Genomic DNA, 16,982 nt, shown 5'->3' on the forward strand with positions numbered 1-16,982 from the left:
ATAGGGTAAAGGAAAAGAACGATATGGTGGAACAAGCAACTGTTAATCTTGTTAAGGAGCGGGCTAAGAAGCCTGAGGTCATTATTGAGATTGATCGGCTAGACTTTTATTATGGAGCATTTAAAGCCCTCCATGATATCAGCCTTGAAATTCCTAAGGGTGAAGTCACCGCATTTATTGGGCCTTCTGGTTGTGGAAAATCTACCTTGCTCAGATGTCTCAATCGTATGAATGATCTGGTGGATGTAGCGAAGATCGGCGGAGGAGAAATTCGTATCGATGGGATAAATATTAACGATCCTAGCGTGGATGTTATTGAACTTCGTAAGCGAGTGGGCATGGTCTTCCAGAAGTCTAATCCTTTTCCCAAGTCTATATATGAGAATGTTGTTTATGGACTGCGAATACAAGGCGTTCACGATAAGAAACTCTTAGATGAAGCGGTAGAAAAGAGTCTGATGGGGGCTGCTCTATGGGAGGAAGTGAAGGATCGTTTAGATGATATCGCAACGGGCCTTTCCGGAGGCCAGATGCAGCGCCTTTGCATTGCCAGAGCTATTGCAGTTGAACCCGAAATCATTCTTATGGACGAACCTTGTTCTGCTCTCGATCCCATTGCTACGGCAAAAGTGGAGGAGCTCATTACTGGCTTGAAGGGTAAGTTTACGATTGTGATAGTGACTCATAACATGCAACAGGCTGGAAGATGCTCCGATCGCACAGCCTTTTTTTATCTTGGTAAGCTAATCGAGGTGGACGAGACAGCGAAGATCTTCACTAATCCCAGTAAAAAACAAACGGAGGACTATATCACAGGTAGATTTGGATAAGTAGAGATGATGGCTGCAGCAGTGCAAGGAAATGAGTGCGAATGTAATGCAGAATTGCTTCCCATGCATTTTTAGCTTATGGTCAATCTTCAGTAATGACGGAAAAAGACAAAGAACACATGCGAGGTATCTTTAAAGGACCTCTTCTTAAGCTTAGGGAGACGCTCTTGATGATGGCAAGTCTTACAGACCGCAATTTTACGGTAGCCATGAATAGTCTGACAGAGAGAGATGCTAGCAAAGGAACACTAGTTGAGGCAGAAGATACCATTGTCGATAAGCTAGAAGTGGATATTGATGCCATGGTGGTGGTTTATTTGTCTACCCACGGTGCTGCGGCAACCGCTTGTAGACTTGTTCTAGCTACCTCAAAAATTTCTGAAGCGTTAGAAAGTATCGCTGACCAAGCTGTGACCATTGCCCGCCGATCTCAAAAGTTGTGTGAACTGCCTGAACTTCCATTGGATCTTGAAATTATGCCTATGGCGCAACTAAGTCTGCGTATGATGAGGGAAGGCATTGATTGTTTTGTAGATGTAGCCCCGGATAAGGTTCTAGATATTGTAGCACTCGATAAAAAGGTAGATAGCAAAAATAGAGAAAATGAAAGAGTTCTTTGTGAAATTATGAGTGAGCATCCCGATTATGTGCAGCAATGCATCCATTACATGCTCATTTCAAGGGCGCTTGAGCGTGTCGGGGATTATGCTAAACATATTGCCCAAGAAGTTTATTATTTGTACATGGCGGAAGATATCCGTCATCGGCAGCTCGCCTCCTCTTAGAGGTTGGTGTTAATACAATCTTTAATTCTTTAGACTAGTATTCTCCTCATTTAGGCCTCAATAGCCTTTGCCAAGCCTGTAAATGGAAAATAAAAGTTATTAGTGGTCATTTGTGTATTGCAAAATAGCAATTTCTTTGTCAAACACAGCTCGTGCGTAAGACAAAAATTATTGCAACTCTGGGACCTGCAATTGAGTCAGGTGAGGAATTAAAACAGTTGATTCAAGCAGGGGTAAGTATATTTCGGCTAAATATGTCTCATGCAAAGCATGAGTGGGTTAAAGATATTGTTAAACAGATTCGAGCTCAGGCGGCAGGGCTTAATCAAACAGTAGGTATATTACTAGATACTCAAGGACCGGCAATTCGGACGGGCGATTTGCCCACCAATCTAGACCTAAAAGAGGGCGATACTTTTACATTTACAGTCCGCGGTCATGTTTCTGAAGAGGCTTATTCGGTAGATACTAATTATGATGACCTTGTAAGTGATATTAAGGTGGGCGATGTCGTAATGGTTGACAATGGTGTCATCCAGATGGTGGTTAGAGACAAGAATGAAAACGAATTGAAGTGTGAAGTTTTGACTCCGGGAGCTTTAGGGAGCCGTAGGCATATTAATTTGCCTGGAGCTCGGGTAAATCTGCCAGCACTCACAGAAAAAGATCTAGCGGATATTCAAGTAGGAATAGAGTGTGATGTTGATCTTATAGCGTTGTCTTTCGCCAGGGAATCAAAGGATGTATTACAGCTAAAAGAATTGCTCAAATCTAAAGGGGCAGCCCATATAAGTGTCATTGCAAAGATAGAAGATCAGTCTGCGGTTAAAGAGATAGAGCAGATTGTGGAAGCAGCTGATGGGATAATGGTGGCCAGAGGAGATTTAGGTGTGGAGTGCCCATATGAGGAATTACCTATTATCCAGCGTAGGATTATCAAAAAATGTGTGGCAAGTGTGAAACCCGTCATTGTCGCAACCCACATGTTGGAGAGTATGATTGAGAAACCTTTGCCGACGCGTGCTGAGATTACAGACGTGGCGAATGCTGTATATGAGGAGGCAGACGCTATTATGCTTTCAGGTGAGACGGCAGTGGGTAAATACCCAGTAAAATGTATTCAAGTGCTGGATCGAGTTGCCCAGCGTATTGAGAGGACTGGCAATATTAGGTACCATGAAAAAGTTGTTTTGCGGGACACAAGAGAAAATGTAGGAGCTTCTGCTGTGCATTTAGCAAATGAGATGAAAGCAGAGGGCCTAGTGGTATTTACCCGCTCCGGCAGAATGGCGCGTGTTTGTGCTGGGTTACGACCTGAGGTAACTTCTATTTTTGCCTTTACTCCTGACGAGCAACTCACTCGGCGTCTCTCTTTGTATTATGGTGTCATACCCTTGTTCTTGCAGTTCGATGAGATTCCGCAAAAGAATTTGCCAGAAGCTGAGAAGCTCTTATTGGAGCGCAAAATCCTGCCTGAGGGTAGTAAAGTAGTTGTTCTTTCTGAGCTATTTGTGGAATCCAAGGTAATTTGGAGCGTTCAAGTTCGTGAATTAGGCTTAAATGTCTAAGGAGAAGTGTTTAATTTGCGGCATTATAAGTTTTGCGAGATTGCGCTTCGGTCGGTGTGAGACCTTAGCCCTCCATCTGAGAAATGTTGTGGGTTGAGACTAAGTGACTTGTGAGTAAGGCCAACATACTAAAATTTCTACTACTGTCCTTTTTGTCAATCTGGCTGGGTCTGTGGCTTGTGCTAACTTTGAGTGATATTCATAGAATACTAACGGTTTGGCAACGGGGCCAAGAAGCAGGTGGTGATGTCAAGCAACATTATGTTGTGGGGTCATGCTGAAGGAGAACCCAGAAAATGGTTATCAATTGATCTATAGAGACTATATCTATATGGACTGGTTAATCCGCTTATTTCATTATGACATGTATGAGGCGAAAAATTATCAGCGTGACCATAATTATAGATATGGGCCCATCGTCGCCAAGATATCAGAATGGGCCTTGATCCTGCCATACAAATATTGGCCTGCGCTATGGTTTGGTTTATCTATTCTTCTAGCAGGGGTAAGTTATTTTTTCTTAGATAAAAGTTTAGATCTTCGCATAAATCCTATCTCAGGGCTGTTGGTCGTATTGGGCTATCCATCATCCGTTTATCTTATCTCACTTTACCAGAATAGCTTTGTCTCACTTGCGATTGTGTGTAGCGCTGGGTATCTCGTGTGCAAAAAAAAGAGCTTTCTTGCGGGGCTACTATTTGGGGTGATTTTTTATAAACCCCAGATACTGGTTTACGTGACGGCATTCGTTTTATTTACAGGGAACATTCGCTTTGTGTTGGGAGCAGGGTTAAGCTCAACACTATTTATGCTGATATCATTGGCAGTATGTGGACTGGATGCCCATCTTTATTGGTTTCAAAGTTTGTCAGAAGTAATGAGAGGTATTCAAGGCGACGAGATGCAAACTAACATTCCTTGGAAAGGATTTGTGCTTACGGTATTCCCTGAGGCTTGGCATCAAGCTGGCTTAATAGGCGGGCAAGTAATTATGTTTGCGGTATTCATTTGGTCACAGTGGATGATTTGGCATCAAAGAAAAGAAGGTGCTTGGAAGGAATGGTATAGCTTGTATTGGGGAGTTGCTTTTTGGGCATTGTTTTCTCCTCATGTTAAAGTCTATGAGCTGAGTCTCGCTTTACCCTGTTGGTTTTTAATGCTTAGCCTTCAATCTTCGTTCTACAAAAAGGATGAGGCTCTAAAGGTAGATACTTTGCATGGCCTCTTCTGGACGAGTGGCTTTTTAGCTTTGTTTTGTAGGTTCATCGGCGCCTCTATTGTGGCTCCACTGCTTACATTATGGTATATTCTCTGTCTTCTTTTGATGTCGAAGAAGGTCTCTGTTCCTTCGAAAAGCCTAAAAACGGGTTGACTTCCGAGGCGAGGTGGATTATTTACTGATCGATCAGTAAATAAAGGTTGATAGTGCTAGGCGGCCTGTGAGGTCCGACAATGCAAGATTTCGGGTTCGAAATCTCGAGTCTAGCGCATATGACTAGGTAAATGTCATGGAAATTGTAAAAAAGCAGCAGAGGGAGCGTAATCCCGAAAAGACCTATAGCTCGATCTTGAGATCTGCTGAACGCCTTTTTGCCAGGAAAGGCTTTGCGGGCACCTCCATGAGCCAGATAGCAGAGGCCTCTGGTGTATCTCAGCCACTGATTCATCATCATTTTGGCAATAAAGAAAGTCTTTATCGGGCAGTTAAGAGTGATGTCATGAAGCGGATATTTGAGGCGTGGGAATATGCTTCTGAGGGTGAAAACGGTATTGATTCCTTCGAGACTCGAATTAGAACGGTCTGGCGATTTATTGGAAAACATCCCACTTTTATTCGGCTGGTTGAATGGTCGAGATTAGAAGATAAAGATGATTTTTGGCCGGGTGAAGAAAGGCTAGTTAGAGCGCTACATAGGCACATTAAAGGGGGGCAGGAAGAAGGTCTGTTCCGTGACGACATAGACCCAATGGTTATTTCGGTCATGGCTCAAGCGCTAGTTTTATTTTGGTGGGAAGATCATAACTACGCCGTTCGTCATTTCGGTGGCCGTGCAGTAGTAAATGAGCATTACCTTGAACAGATGTTGAAAGTTTTTATGAGTGGTATCTCCAACCAAACTGAAAGTGAAAATACAAAAGGACTTGAATATGTCGGAAGAAATCTTGGGTGAATCGGAAACAAAGAGCGAAGTTAGGGTGAGTGAGCTATCACATGCTGATGTCCAGGGAGCCTATCCGTTGCAAACTCTAGAAAGACGTCAAACGAGATTAGATGCCTCAATTGATAGTGCAGTTTTATGGCTGTCCGAGAATCAACACGCCGAAGGTTATTGGGTGGGTATGCTGGAATCGAATTGTTGTATGGAAGCAGAGTGGGTGCTGGCCATGCACTTTCTAGGTGTTGAGGATGACCCTAAATATCAAAAAGTTCTGAAGTGTATTCTAAATAAACAGCGTAGCGACGGTTCTTGGGAAGTGTATTATGGGGCGTCAGGGGGAGACATTAATACTACGGTTGAATGCTATGTTGCTTTGAGAGTAGCAGGTTATGATAAAGACTGTGATGCTCTCAAGAAGGCTAGAGCGTGGATTTTGCGACATGGAGGCCTAAAAGAGGTTCGTAATTTTACCAAGTACTGGTTGGCACTTATAGGAGAATGGCCATGGGAGCATACACCGACACTACCTCCAGAATTGATTTATTTACCGCCCTCTATGCCGTTTAATATTTATCAATTCGCATCATGGGCTAGAGGGACTATCATTCCCTTAGCCATTCTTTCTGCTCGGCGAGCAGTTGTCCCTTTACCTAAGGATAAAAAATTAGATGAACTGTTTCCCAACGGGCGTGACGAATTTGACTTCTCACTACCTGATACGGAAAAGATTTTTAGTTGGGCCTCTCTTTTTCATGGAGCCGATTGGTTTTTGAATAGATATGTCAATTTTCCAATTAAACCCGGTCGAGAAACTGCTATCAGGCTTTGTTTGGAATGGGTGATTAAGCATCAAGAAGAAGATGGTGCATGGAGCGGCATCCAGCCTCCTTGGATATATTCGCTCATGGCGTTAAAGACAGAAGGCTACCCTCTTATACATCCTGTGATCAAAGCGGGTTTAGATGCTTTCAATCAACATTGGTCCTATGAACGTAATGGAGGTATTCATTTACAAGCCAGTGAGTCAGTGGTGTGGGACACCACACTATCCATGTTAGCAATGCTAGATTGCGGGCAAAATTTAGATAATAACCACATGCTGTCTCAAGCTATGGATTGGGTATTGGGTGAACAAGTTCGGATGCGAGGAGATTGGGACGTGTACGTTCCGGAAGCACCTGCAGGAGGGTGGGCATTTGAACGAGCCAATGATTTTTATCCGGATGTAGATGACACGGCCGTTGCTGTAATTGTGCTAACCAGATTAAGGAAACATACAGCTAAGGCTCCCGAAGAACTAGATCAAGCAATAGATGTTGCGGTAAGATGGATGGAATGCATGCAAAGCAAATGTGGTGGCTGGGCAGCTTTTGATAAAGACAATACGCACAAAGTTTTAACAAAAATACCTTTCGCTGATTTCGGTGAACTATTGGATCCACCAAGCGTTGATGTCACAGCGCATGTTCTGGAGGCTTTGGGACTATTAGGTAGAGGTTTAGAAGATCCAATCGTTGCAAAAGCTTATGAGTATCTTCTAGATGAGCAGGAAGATGATGGCAGTTGGTTTGGTCGTTGGGGAGTGAACCATATCTATGGAACGGCTGCAGTATTACCCGCATTGGAGGCTATTGGAGAAGACATGACGAAGGACTATGTCTTGAAAGCCGCGGACTGGATAGTAGACCATCAGAATAAGGATGGAGGATGGGGAGAGACGCCGGGTTCCTATATGGATGACTCCTTAAGAGGTATAGGAAACAGTACTGCCTCTCAGACAGGGTGGGCTCTTATGGCTTTGCTAGCTGTTCAGGGAAACCAGTATGATGAAATCATACTACGGGGCTTGTCTTATCTTTTGAAACATCAGATACATGGCACTTGGGAGGAACCAGAATTTACCGGTACTGGTTTCCCTGGGTATGCTGTGGGAGAAAGAATTGATTTGAAGAAGGCGGGAGATCTTCACCAAGGAACAGAACTACAGCGGGCTTTTATGATCAATTACAACATGTATCGTCATTATTTCCCGATGATGGCCTTAGGGCGTGCTCGCCAGCATTTTGCAAAATATCTGAACTATTCAAAGTATTTGTCGTCCTAGGAGTTTAGTTTATTCGAATGTATGGGGATTTTGATCTGGAATACAGCTCCGCCATGAGGTAAGTTGCTAACAGTCATTTTCCCGTGATGTTTTTTGATGATACTTTTAGAAATGGAAAGGCCGAGCCCCAAGCCAAAGGATTGACCTCTACTTTTTGTGGTGAAATTCGGATCAAAGATCCGTGAAAGTATTTCACTAGGTATACCAGGTCCATTATCTCTAAACTCTATCCATACCGAGCAGTTGTCTTCGCATAATCCGGATAGAATGATGATTTCTGAAGACTTTTCTGGAGGCATGGCATCGCAGGCGTTCGTAAGAATATTTGTCCATACTTGATTGATTTCACCTAGATAGCACTCGATTTGAGGTAATTCAGAAAGCTCTAGTTTAACTGAATAATGTTTAAGGCGATTGTTTAAGAGGAGAAGAGTATCGTATATTCCCTTATGGATATCGGCGTACTCAGGAGAGTTAGTAGGAGGCCTACTGTAATTTTTTAAACTTGTAATGAGTTTGTGTATTCTTTCTGTAGAGGAACAAATACTTCTCAAGAAGAGTCCTATGTCAAAAAAGATGAGGAGTTGTTGAATTTTCGATCCATCTTCATTTTTATTTGGATCAAGCTTTTGTTCTAAAAGCTCAATGCCTTCAATAGGAAGCTGGGCAAGTTTTCTGATAAGTGATCGTTTGAGGTTAGGGTAGCGTTCTGAGAGTAAAGTCATGCGTTCACGATTTTTTTCGCTATCTAAAAACGGGCTCTCCATGCCTAGCTCGAGTAGTCGGCCTTCGACTTGAAATGCGTAGAATGGACCCTCATTTTTAAATAAAGCCGTTAGCTCGCAATTTAAGTTGCCCGATGAACGGCTAAGAGCCGCGCAAGGGTTATTCATCTCGTGGGCGATGCCAGCGAAGAGCTGCCCTAATGTGGCGAGTTTTTCTTGATTGATGAGTTTGTCACGGGTTCTGTGCAAATCTTCTACAGTTTTCTGAAGGCGGTTTCGTTCTTCTTGCAGCTCTTGGGTAAGGCTCTGTACTTCTACATTAAGATTAACCACGCGGCGGTATCGATCGACTAAGTTAGAAATGATTAAGCTATTGAGAACATTCTTGAATTCGGAGTCTGTTTCCAAAAGGTGTTGATAAATTTCTTGTTCGAGGCAGAGGCACTCAACTTTGGTCAGAGCCTGACTAGAGGTAAAAGTTGGGTCTTGGCTCCAGAAAGATAAGAGGCCTAATAAGGCTCCAGGTTGAAATTGATCTATAATATTATCTTTACCGGAATCACTCCTTTTAATCAGGTCTATCTGGCCTTCAAGTAATATGTATAATCTTTGGTTGGATTGATTCTCTTGTAATATAATATCTCCTGGAGAGAAGTGAAGGATTGTAGAACGAAGCTCTGGTGAACGCTCCATGAGTAAGCGTATGGCCTCAACTGGACTTTGGTTAGCAGATGGAGTCATCTCATAATGGTAAAGCAGATTTTAATTATCCGATAAAAGATTACCTTTCCGAACAGCTTCGCTAATAAGGGCTTGGTCTAGCATTGCCATGTAAGGAGTTGGGTTGATGTGGTTGTCAATGATGTATTCGGAAAGCTGACTTTTTGCGACTTGGACCAAATTTTCTTTTTGCCAAGGTTTGGCAATGTAATGATTTAACTCTGCCTGGTTGACTGCTTCTATGGTTGCCTCTTGTCCTGCCTGCCCAGTCAAAAGAACTTTTCTGCTCTCGCGGAGTGAGTCTTGTTCATGTATTTCTATAAGAAAGTCGACACCATTTTGACCTGGCATAATATGGTCGCAGAGAATAAGCCCAATATGTTGGCGCTTTTGCAAAAGTACTTGAATAACCTCTTTCGCTTCGTTGGCTGTCTTAGCGCATTCAATGGGGAAGTAATCTTCGAGTTGTGCCAGATCACGTAGAATGGCTTCCAGCACTTCGGCTTCATCTTCAACACATAGAATATGAACTTTATTTTTATGAATCATAACTTTTTCAGACTGAAACCCGTATGCTGCGGTAGAGACTTAAAGGTCTCCACAAGACCTTGGGTCCAAAAAAGATAGATTCTCCAGGAAGTATTACCTTTGGATGTACTCCCTCGATTTTCTTTGGCCTGTGGCTCAAGCTTTTAAGTGTTTGGTTCAATTTCTATTACATCATTTGGGTTAAAAAAATAAGGGTAGGTAAACTAAGCCTGTTATGATAACTAAACTAGATCCTATGATTCCAATAATTATGCCTGTCTTGATCATTTCCTGACTTTTAATAAGCCCCGTACTCATAGCTATGGCATTGGGTGGTGTTGAAATGGGAAGAATCATGGCAAAGCTGGTAGCCAGTGCAATAGTGATGACAATGGCTGGCATACTAAAATCGATACGATCAATTAGAGAAGGGCCAAGCCCTATAGCAAGTGGAACAATAATTGTTGCCGTAACAGTATTCGAGACAAAGTTAGAGAATAGGTAGCTGGAAAAAGCAAAGATTAAAATGAGGCCTACGCTCCCTAATGTAGTCAAATCAGCTAAAGACATGATCCAATAAGCGAGTTGAGTTTCTTGGATAGAAATGCCCAGGGAAATTCCTCCGGCTACTAACCATAAGACTTCCCACGAAAAGTTTCTAATATCTTTTACATCGATAGCTCCAATCGCGGGTAAAAGGGCAATGGGCAAAAAGGCGATGATTTTTGAGGAGAGTCCGTGTAACTTCTCGGTAAGCCAGAGAAATATCGTGACACTGAAGATGATAACGGTTCCGGTAGAATAAAAGGTGCGTTTAAATTCTCCTGTGAGTTTTAATTTGAAAGGCTCAGGCTTTGGTGGAAATAGTAGAAGTAAAATACGCCAGGAGATAAATAGCATGATAAGGGCTAAAGGGACTGTCATCAGCATCCACGACGAAAAAGAGATATTAACTCCATCATTGCTCAAGGCAGCTAGGACAATGGCATTGGGTGGTGTTCCTATAGGCGTCATAATACCTCCAATATTAGCTCCAACTGGAATGCATAATGCCACAAGCTGACGGAAGGGGTTATCTTTTTCCTGTTGAGTCGCAATAGGCAAGACAATAGCCATCATCATGGCAGTGGTCGCAGTGTTACTCATGAAGGCCGAAAGCAGGGCCGTCACTAACATCAGACCTAGAGCGATATTGGCGGGCTTGTCGCCAAAAGGTAAGAGAAGAACTTTGGTGATGGACTGGTCAATGTTGTACTTAACTACAGCAGCTGCTAGGGCAAAGCCTGCCAGAAAAAGAATAATTATAGGGTTTGCTAGTGTGCTGTAGAATTTTTTGTAGGAGGTTGGATTATAACTGGTAATCCAACCTTCCATATCCTTGGCAAGTATGTCACCCGGGAATAATTCATTTGAGCGTCCTATGATATAATTTTTCTTCTTAGAGGTAAGACTATCTACCGCGCCAATTTCTATAGCCTGAAATCCTCCAGTTTCGGTTTGTTTGTAAACCACGGTTTTATCATCCTGGATGCTAAGTGAATCTAAAGGGATCCAATAAAAACCTTTTTTAGTCCCATATGATTCTAGATTGTGAATGGAGTCCTCGAGAAAGATTTTTTTGGATAGAAGGCCATTGTCACTTAAAAGAAACACTTGCAGCAAAATAATCACCATGGAGGTAGCAAAGATTGGGATCGGTTCTGTAATCCAGAAAATGGCTGCCATTACCAGGACTCCTAGCGTTATACGTGCAGGTATCAGCAGACCAGGAATAGGGAAAAAGCAAATGATTAACAAAGCTAAGATCCCCGCAATAAGACCAATGCATTGCTTTTGATTCATGTATACATGCAGCTTCCGACCTAGTGCCTCAGATGGCAAGGAAAAAGCGCCTCTACATTTTTAATAAATAAGGCCGATTGTACAGGCAATGGATTCTTCAGAGGTTACAGATTTACAATTGCAATACATTCGTTCGGCTAACCAGGCACTGGAGGCTTTAAAACTCCACTGGGATTTTAATGAGAAGCATCGGGCCTATGTTAAAAGTATCTCAGATTGGATTAGCTATCATGATATTTTTGTGGAACAAGAGTATGACCATGCTCTTAAAGATGTGCTAAACTCTGGAGACAATATTAAGCTTCTAGATATAGGAGCAAATGTAGGGTACTTTTTACTTCGCGCAATGGTGTTGCGCGACGCGATCAAGCCATCCACACGTCTATGCATGCATGCAGTCGAAGGGTGCTCTAAAACCTATAAAGACCTGTGCGATCGAATTGAATCTCAGCTAGAAGTAGGGGACAAACTTGCACTACACCTTGGCATCGTTGGGAAATTACAAGGTACCGCTCGCTTCACAGACTATGATTTCTCTGGGTGGAATACTCTCTATGAGAGAAGTGGAACAGCCATAGCAGAAGAGAGAAAAGTAGAAGAGCGAGAGTTTCTTGATTTGCGAGCAGTCTTTGATGAGCTTGAGACAGTTGATCTCTTAAAAGTTAATGCTGAGGGTTCTGAATTAGTCTTTTTTGAAACCTATCATGAGCAGTTGGCAAAAGTGAGAGAAATTGTCTTTGTCATGCATCCTAAAAAATATGACATAGGAGCTTGTCATGATATATTAAAGCGTGTTGGTTTTGAAAGAATCGAGAGGGTTTCTAAAAATTGGGTGTTTAGGGCATTTCGTGACAAAGTTTAAAAGCTTTTGTTTGTATAAAATTGGTAGTCTAAGGGTTTGGTGTGGAATCTATTTTGTACGAAACACATAGTCACACATTTCTATGTAAGCATGCACAAGGCACAGTGGGTGATTATGCTCAAAAAGCCTATGCACGCGGCTTGAAAGGCTTGACAATCACTTGCCACTGCCCTTTGCCAGATGGTATGTCACAGCATGTTCGTATGGATAGAAGTCAATACGCGCTCTATCAAGATCTTGTGGCAGAGGCTCGTGATAAATGGAGAGGCAAAGTAGATGTTCAAGTTGGTCTAGAGAGCGATTATTTTCCCGGATTGGAGAAGTATTTAGAAGAATTACATGCGGAATACCCCTTAAATTATATCTTAGGGTCCGTGCATCCTCAGATTAACTATTACAGAGAACGTTTCTCTTCAGGGACTTGGCAGGAAACTGTAAAAAACTATTTTGACCAACTTGCTGAGACAGCTGAAACAGGCATGTATGATTGCTTGGCGCATCCTGACTTGATTAAGAACGAAAACCCTGAGAATTGGAATGTGGCATCTGCTCTTGATTTTGTAAGACCTGCCTTAGACCGTATTGCCAAAACTGGATTGGCTATGGAGTTGAATACCTCGGGCGTCAAAAAATCAATTCCGCAAATGAACCCCGCACCTGAGATTCTACATGAGATACGTATTCGGGGCATACCGATGGTCATAGGTGCTGATGCTCATGTGCCTGAGAGGGTAGGAGATCTTTTCGAAGTGGCTCTGGATACCCTAGAGAAAGCAGGTTTCAAAGAAGTCTCCTTCTTTAAAAGTAGAGAAAGGCAAAGCGTTTTGATATCCGATGCTCGTGGTAGCTTGATTTAAGCAGCAGTTTGGCAGGTTACGGGACTTACAGCGGGTCTAGGCGGTTGAGCTTCTAGGCCCAAACTTTTTAGTAGTTGCATGTCTTGGTGCTCTTCAGGATTGCCAGCTGTAAGTAACTTATCTCCGTAGAAAATGGCATTGGCTCCAGCAAAGAAGCAAAGCGCTTGTCCTTCTTTGCTCATGCGGCTGCGACCAGCGGAGAGTCTGACTTTTGCCTGAGGAATAAAAATACGAGTTGTAGCGATCATACGAACCACCTCAAAGATGTCTACTGTTTGTTGCTCTTCCAGTGGAGTTCCAGGCATTGACATGAGGGCATTGATAGGAACACTTTCAGGTTGTGGGGTCATATTGGCCAGGATTTCTAACATGCGGAGTCGATCATGAATAGTCTCACCTAAGCCTAGAATACCTCCACAGCATACGGAAATACCTGCATCTTGGGCGTGTTGTATGGTGTCTAGACGGTCCTGAAACGTGTGAGTGGAAACGACATTAGGGTAGTATTCGGGGCTGGTGTCGATGTTATGATTATAGGCTGTTAATCCAGCTTCTTTTAGGCGATTAGCCGCTCCTTGTGTCAGGCTACCCAATGTCACGCAAACTTCTAATCCTAGCTGACTTACCTTTTCAACTGTTTCGATAACCTTAGCAAATTTCTCTTCGTCCTCTTTCACGCCTTTCCAGGCTGCACCCATACAAAAGCGAGTGGCTCCATTCTTTTTTGCATCTTCAGCAATAGGGAGAATCTCCTCTGCGCACATCAATTTTTCCTTTTCGATCGCTGTTTTGTAATGAGCGCTTTGGGCACAGTAGGAGCAGTCTTCACTGCAGCCTCCTGTTTTGATACTAAGGAGCTTGCATAGTTGGATTTCGTTGTTGGTCCAATGTTCCAAATAGGTGTTTCTGCTACGTTGGATAAGGTCGAAGAAAGGCAAGTCATAGATTGCCTGGATCTCTTCAAATAAAACAGTTTCTTGCATATAGCTTGCTCTTTATAATTTAACCTTGACTATGAAATAGAGACTTAAAGATTTGCCCAAGATTTTGACCCCGAAAAGCATACAGTCTCCTAGGGGTATCACCTGTAGATATATCTTCGTGGACTTTCTTTTTCTTGTGACTCAAGCTTTTACACATCTCGTTCAAATTCTATGACATGATCTGGGTCTAATTTCTTCCTACACAAATGGTTGCAGACTCGGTACGGTGGGACAAGAAAAATACTATTGTGTTATTACATGATTAGGGCTTTTTTAAATTCTGGAATTGCTTAGCAAAGGCTTGAGAACTAATCCTTACTTCGATGACTTGATCTTTTTCAAGCTTAAGTGAGGCGATAGCTTTCTGGTCTATCCGAACATAGCGTTTTGGGTTGGAGCTAGCATTACTAACAAGCTTCCATTCTGACCCTTGGGCATTAGCCTCTAGAATGGCTTTGTGAAGTGATTTTGGAAAAGGTCGAATAGTCTTCTCTATTCCGGGGACAATACGCAAATATTGCTCAGATAAGCTTTTGTTATTGGCAAAAAAGATATCAATCACAAGGTCATTATTTGTATAGGTTTTGAGTTCGAGGTTTGTCGCTTCAATTTTTTGCTCTTTGATAGGAGCTCCAAAACGCTTTTTGATTTCTTCAGAAGATTCGCCCAGACGGGCATAACTTGAGGCAATACTTGTGGCGTAACAGAAAATTGTCGCTACTGCGAAGCAGATTGTTGGTCTCATCCGTTCTATCCAGCTATAGACTTTAATCTGAGTTTAATAGTATTAGCAAGCTGAGAATGATTTGCAGCTTTTAACTTAACAGTAAGCGGAATCTGTCTCCGGTATTTACGGAAGCTTCGTAGATAGGTTTGAGTAAGCCGACATTAAAATCTTTTCCTCTGCGCCAGCTATAACGCCTCTGCTCTGTTTGAGTTGCTGCTTCACCCAAGAGGAAAACAACTCGTGGTACAGATTCTCTTAGGATGTCTTTGAGCTGACCGTCTCGTGACCAGGGGTAATCTGCAATAAAAATTTCAGAATCTACTAGCCCCCCTGCACGCCAATAGTGAATTTTCTGGTTCCATTCCTTGTCTCGGCTAGGAATTTCATCCTCAAAATTAGTGGATGTTTCAACTTTTGATAAAACATTGAGGTGGGTTAGCGGAGCTTCAGTTAAAAGTCTGATAAGGCTTTTTTTATTATACCCGCAGTAATAAGCACAAAACCATTCCCGTGATCGTAGAATGTCGCTAAGGACTGCAAGCCCTTCGGAATATTCGTTGATTGGATTGATGATTTGTTTTAGATCAATAGGATCTTCTATTGTCTGACTTGGCATAGCCTTTCTGCTTTCTAGTGATTGTTGAGCATCCAAAGTAAATAAACTTGTTCATCTTTCAAGATCGGCGGTTGCTGGATAGAGTTTAGCGAATGGATTATTATGCAGGGTCATTCGGTATTATATACATGTTGATTGCATCACAAAAAAACGGCTCATTATGAGAGCCGTTTTTAATAATATTAATTATATTCAATATATTCAATTGACTTTGATTTCGATGCTCTTGGGCTTGGCTTCTTCGCGTTTTGGCAAATTTAGCGTAAGCACTCCATGCTGAATCACCGCATTGATCTTATCCACATCTACATCATCAGGAAGATAGAAGCTTTTATTAACTTCAGGACCTTTATGATCTTTTGCTGAACCGAGACCACTTCGGGTAGCTTTAATATGGATAAGGTCGTTATCCACCCGAATAGCTAGGGTTTCTTTGCTTACTCCAGGTAAGTCTATTTCAACAGAGTAAGCATCGTCATTTTGCCTAGTGCGGGTGTTTTGGTTCAAATCCCAAGTGGATTTTACATTAAAGAAGGCATCCAAAAAGCCATCAATATTCGCATGATCTTTCTGAACAGGGTTTGTGTTACATCTTGTTAAATACATTATTTTATTTCCTTTCGTTGAATTATCAGGTCTTTATATGGCAGGATGGATGCCAACACTTTTCAAAATTAAAGTGTTGATAATGAATGACTTATGAATTCTTAAGAATTTTCAATTGTGCCAATATGGCGCAATTGAATGGACCGTGAATCATTGTGTCACTATGGCGCAAATGAAATTTATATCTTGGTAGCTTACTTTGATGGTTATTTGTGTTAATTTTATGGAATGATGCGTGGGCTTTTTGTTTCAGTAATCGCCCTATTTCTGTTGAGTGCCTGTGCCACACCGCTGAGCAGGTCCGAAAAATATGCCGAAGCCTTTACAGGGCTAAGCGAGGGAGATAAGGCTTTAGTATTAGAAGGTAAAATACGTGAGGGCTTACCTGCAGATGGCGTGCTCATAGCTCTCGGCAAGCCATCCAAAGTCAACAAAGGTGTCCGTAAGGGTAGTGAGGAATTATACTGGGTCTATTCTCGGCTCGTGACCTATACGATACCGAGTCATCACTATGCGCATTTAGGATGTAGGAACGATGTGATTCTTAGTCGTGTTTACTCACCTCATTTTATTACTCGTAGCGAAGATGAATTTGAGGTGATCTTACAAGGTGGTCATGTCATAGGGTGGCGGGACTTGTAATTTGAACCTTGATTTTGTCTTCGCTTCGAAAATGAGGTCTACTCGGCAGATTCTGTCAGAGAAGGATCTGTGCCGGGTATCAGAAGCTTATCTCCTACTCGGATCATATCGCTTTCTAAATTGTTGAGTTTCTTGATGGTCATAACTTGAGTCCCATACTCGCGAGATAATTTCCAGAGAGAGTCGCCTGGTTTGATAGTGTATTCGAAAGTTGTTTGAGGAGTAGTTGGCTCAATCACTTCTGCGCCATAAGTTGATTCATATCCAGTTACAGATGGATCAAAAATGTCGGACGATTGATCGCCAGAGTTAGAATTGGAGCTGCATCCTACAAATGTAAGAGAGCCAAGAATAGTTAGGGAAAGAAGTCCAGTATTTATGGAACGAGTCACGTGTATCATAGAATTATGATGCTATCACTAAGTTTC

The 16,982-nt window shown here is 42.3% G+C and carries 17 protein-coding genes; 9 read left to right on the top strand and 8 right to left on the bottom strand.

The window, feature by feature from the left end; genetic code table 11:
* Positions 1-23: 23 nt before the first annotated feature.
* The 6 genes from pstB (at position 24) to shc (ending at position 7,446) form a co-directional block, all read left to right on the top strand.
* A complete protein-coding gene (gene pstB, locus AAGA18_10125) occupies positions 24-830 on the top strand; it encodes a phosphate ABC transporter ATP-binding protein PstB (GenBank protein ID MEM9445695.1) in 807 nt (268 codons plus the stop codon).
* Between the two features lie 95 nt (positions 831-925).
* Positions 926-1,615 carry a PhoU domain-containing protein gene (locus tag AAGA18_10130; protein MEM9445696.1) on the top strand — a complete coding sequence of 230 codons (690 nt, stop codon included), beginning with the start codon at positions 926-928 and terminating at the stop codon, positions 1,613-1,615.
* Positions 1,616-1,767: 152 nt separating this feature from the next.
* The gene (gene pyk, locus AAGA18_10135) at positions 1,768-3,183 is read left to right on the top strand and encodes a pyruvate kinase (GenBank protein ID MEM9445697.1); all 1,416 of its coding nucleotides are present in this window, start codon (positions 1,768-1,770) and stop codon (positions 3,181-3,183) included.
* Between the two features lie 274 nt (positions 3,184-3,457).
* The gene (locus AAGA18_10140) at positions 3,458-4,555 is read left to right on the top strand and encodes a glycosyltransferase family 87 protein (protein ID MEM9445698.1); all 1,098 of its coding nucleotides are present in this window, start codon (positions 3,458-3,460) and stop codon (positions 4,553-4,555) included.
* Positions 4,556-4,691: 136 nt separating this feature from the next.
* Positions 4,692-5,354 (top strand): TetR/AcrR family transcriptional regulator, encoded by a 663-nt coding sequence (locus tag AAGA18_10145; protein ID MEM9445699.1) that lies wholly within the window; start codon positions 4,692-4,694, stop codon positions 5,352-5,354.
* Positions 5,332-7,446 carry a squalene--hopene cyclase gene (gene shc / locus AAGA18_10150; protein MEM9445700.1) on the top strand — a complete coding sequence of 705 codons (2,115 nt, stop codon included), beginning with the start codon at positions 5,332-5,334 and terminating at the stop codon, positions 7,444-7,446. Before AAGA18_10145 ends, shc begins: the two co-directional genes overlap by 23 nt.
* On the opposite strand, the gene AAGA18_10155 is transcribed toward shc, so the two are convergent.
* The 3 genes from AAGA18_10155 to AAGA18_10165 all read right to left on the bottom strand — a co-directional run bounded on the left by AAGA18_10155 (position 7,443) and on the right by AAGA18_10165 (position 11,261).
* Positions 7,443-8,912, bottom strand: a complete 1,470-nt coding sequence (locus AAGA18_10155) for an ATP-binding protein (protein MEM9445701.1) — start codon at positions 8,910-8,912, stop codon at positions 7,443-7,445. The two genes, shc and AAGA18_10155, sit on opposite strands and share 4 nt — an antisense overlap.
* Before the next feature lie 21 nt (positions 8,913-8,933).
* Positions 8,934-9,440 carry a response regulator gene (locus AAGA18_10160; GenBank protein MEM9445702.1) on the bottom strand — a complete coding sequence of 169 codons (507 nt, stop codon included), beginning with the start codon at positions 9,438-9,440 and terminating at the stop codon, positions 8,934-8,936.
* 180 nt (positions 9,441-9,620) lie between these two features.
* The gene (locus AAGA18_10165) at positions 9,621-11,261 is read right to left on the bottom strand and encodes a DASS family sodium-coupled anion symporter (protein MEM9445703.1); all 1,641 of its coding nucleotides are present in this window, start codon (positions 11,259-11,261) and stop codon (positions 9,621-9,623) included.
* A gap of 88 nt (positions 11,262-11,349) precedes the next feature.
* Here AAGA18_10165 and AAGA18_10170 point away from each other — a divergent pair, with 88 nt between their 5' ends.
* Together AAGA18_10170 and AAGA18_10175 are read left to right on the top strand one after the other, a co-directional pair.
* Entirely contained in the window at positions 11,350-12,123 is a 774-nt protein-coding gene (locus tag AAGA18_10170) for an FkbM family methyltransferase (GenBank protein MEM9445704.1), read from the top strand.
* Positions 12,124-12,164: 41 nt separating this feature from the next.
* Positions 12,165-12,980: a histidinol-phosphatase gene (locus AAGA18_10175; protein ID MEM9445705.1), complete on the top strand. Its 816-nt coding sequence runs from the start codon at positions 12,165-12,167 to the stop codon at positions 12,978-12,980.
* Here the strand turns inward: AAGA18_10175 and bioB are convergent.
* The 4 genes from bioB to AAGA18_10195 form a co-directional block, all read right to left on the bottom strand.
* Entirely contained in the window at positions 12,977-13,963 is a 987-nt protein-coding gene (gene bioB / locus AAGA18_10180; protein MEM9445706.1) for a biotin synthase BioB, read from the bottom strand. The genes AAGA18_10175 and bioB overlap by 4 nt on opposite strands.
* 262 nt (positions 13,964-14,225) lie before the next feature.
* On the bottom strand, positions 14,226-14,708 hold the full coding sequence (locus tag AAGA18_10185) for a hypothetical protein (protein MEM9445707.1): 483 nt from the start codon (positions 14,706-14,708) through the stop codon (positions 14,226-14,228).
* A 70-nt stretch (positions 14,709-14,778) separates the two neighbouring features.
* Positions 14,779-15,306, bottom strand: a complete 528-nt coding sequence (locus tag AAGA18_10190; protein ID MEM9445708.1) for a hypothetical protein — start codon at positions 15,304-15,306, stop codon at positions 14,779-14,781.
* 201 nt (positions 15,307-15,507) lie between these two features.
* Positions 15,508-15,912 carry an Hsp20/alpha crystallin family protein gene (locus tag AAGA18_10195; protein ID MEM9445709.1) on the bottom strand — a complete coding sequence of 135 codons (405 nt, stop codon included), beginning with the start codon at positions 15,910-15,912 and terminating at the stop codon, positions 15,508-15,510.
* 228 nt (positions 15,913-16,140) lie between these two features.
* On the opposite strand from AAGA18_10195, the gene AAGA18_10200 reads away from it, so the two are divergent.
* Entirely contained in the window at positions 16,141-16,554 is a 414-nt protein-coding gene (locus AAGA18_10200) for a hypothetical protein (GenBank protein ID MEM9445710.1), read from the top strand.
* A 38-nt stretch (positions 16,555-16,592) separates the two neighbouring features.
* On the opposite strand, the gene AAGA18_10205 is transcribed toward AAGA18_10200, so the two are convergent.
* Complete coding sequence (locus AAGA18_10205) at positions 16,593-16,955, bottom strand: LysM peptidoglycan-binding domain-containing protein (protein MEM9445711.1); 363 nt, start codon at positions 16,953-16,955, stop codon at positions 16,593-16,595.
* Positions 16,956-16,982: the final 27 nt, after the last annotated feature.

This window comes from Verrucomicrobiota bacterium (assembly GCA_039192515.1).
GTDB lineage: Bacteria > Verrucomicrobiota > Verrucomicrobiia > Methylacidiphilales > JBCCWR01 > JBCCWR01.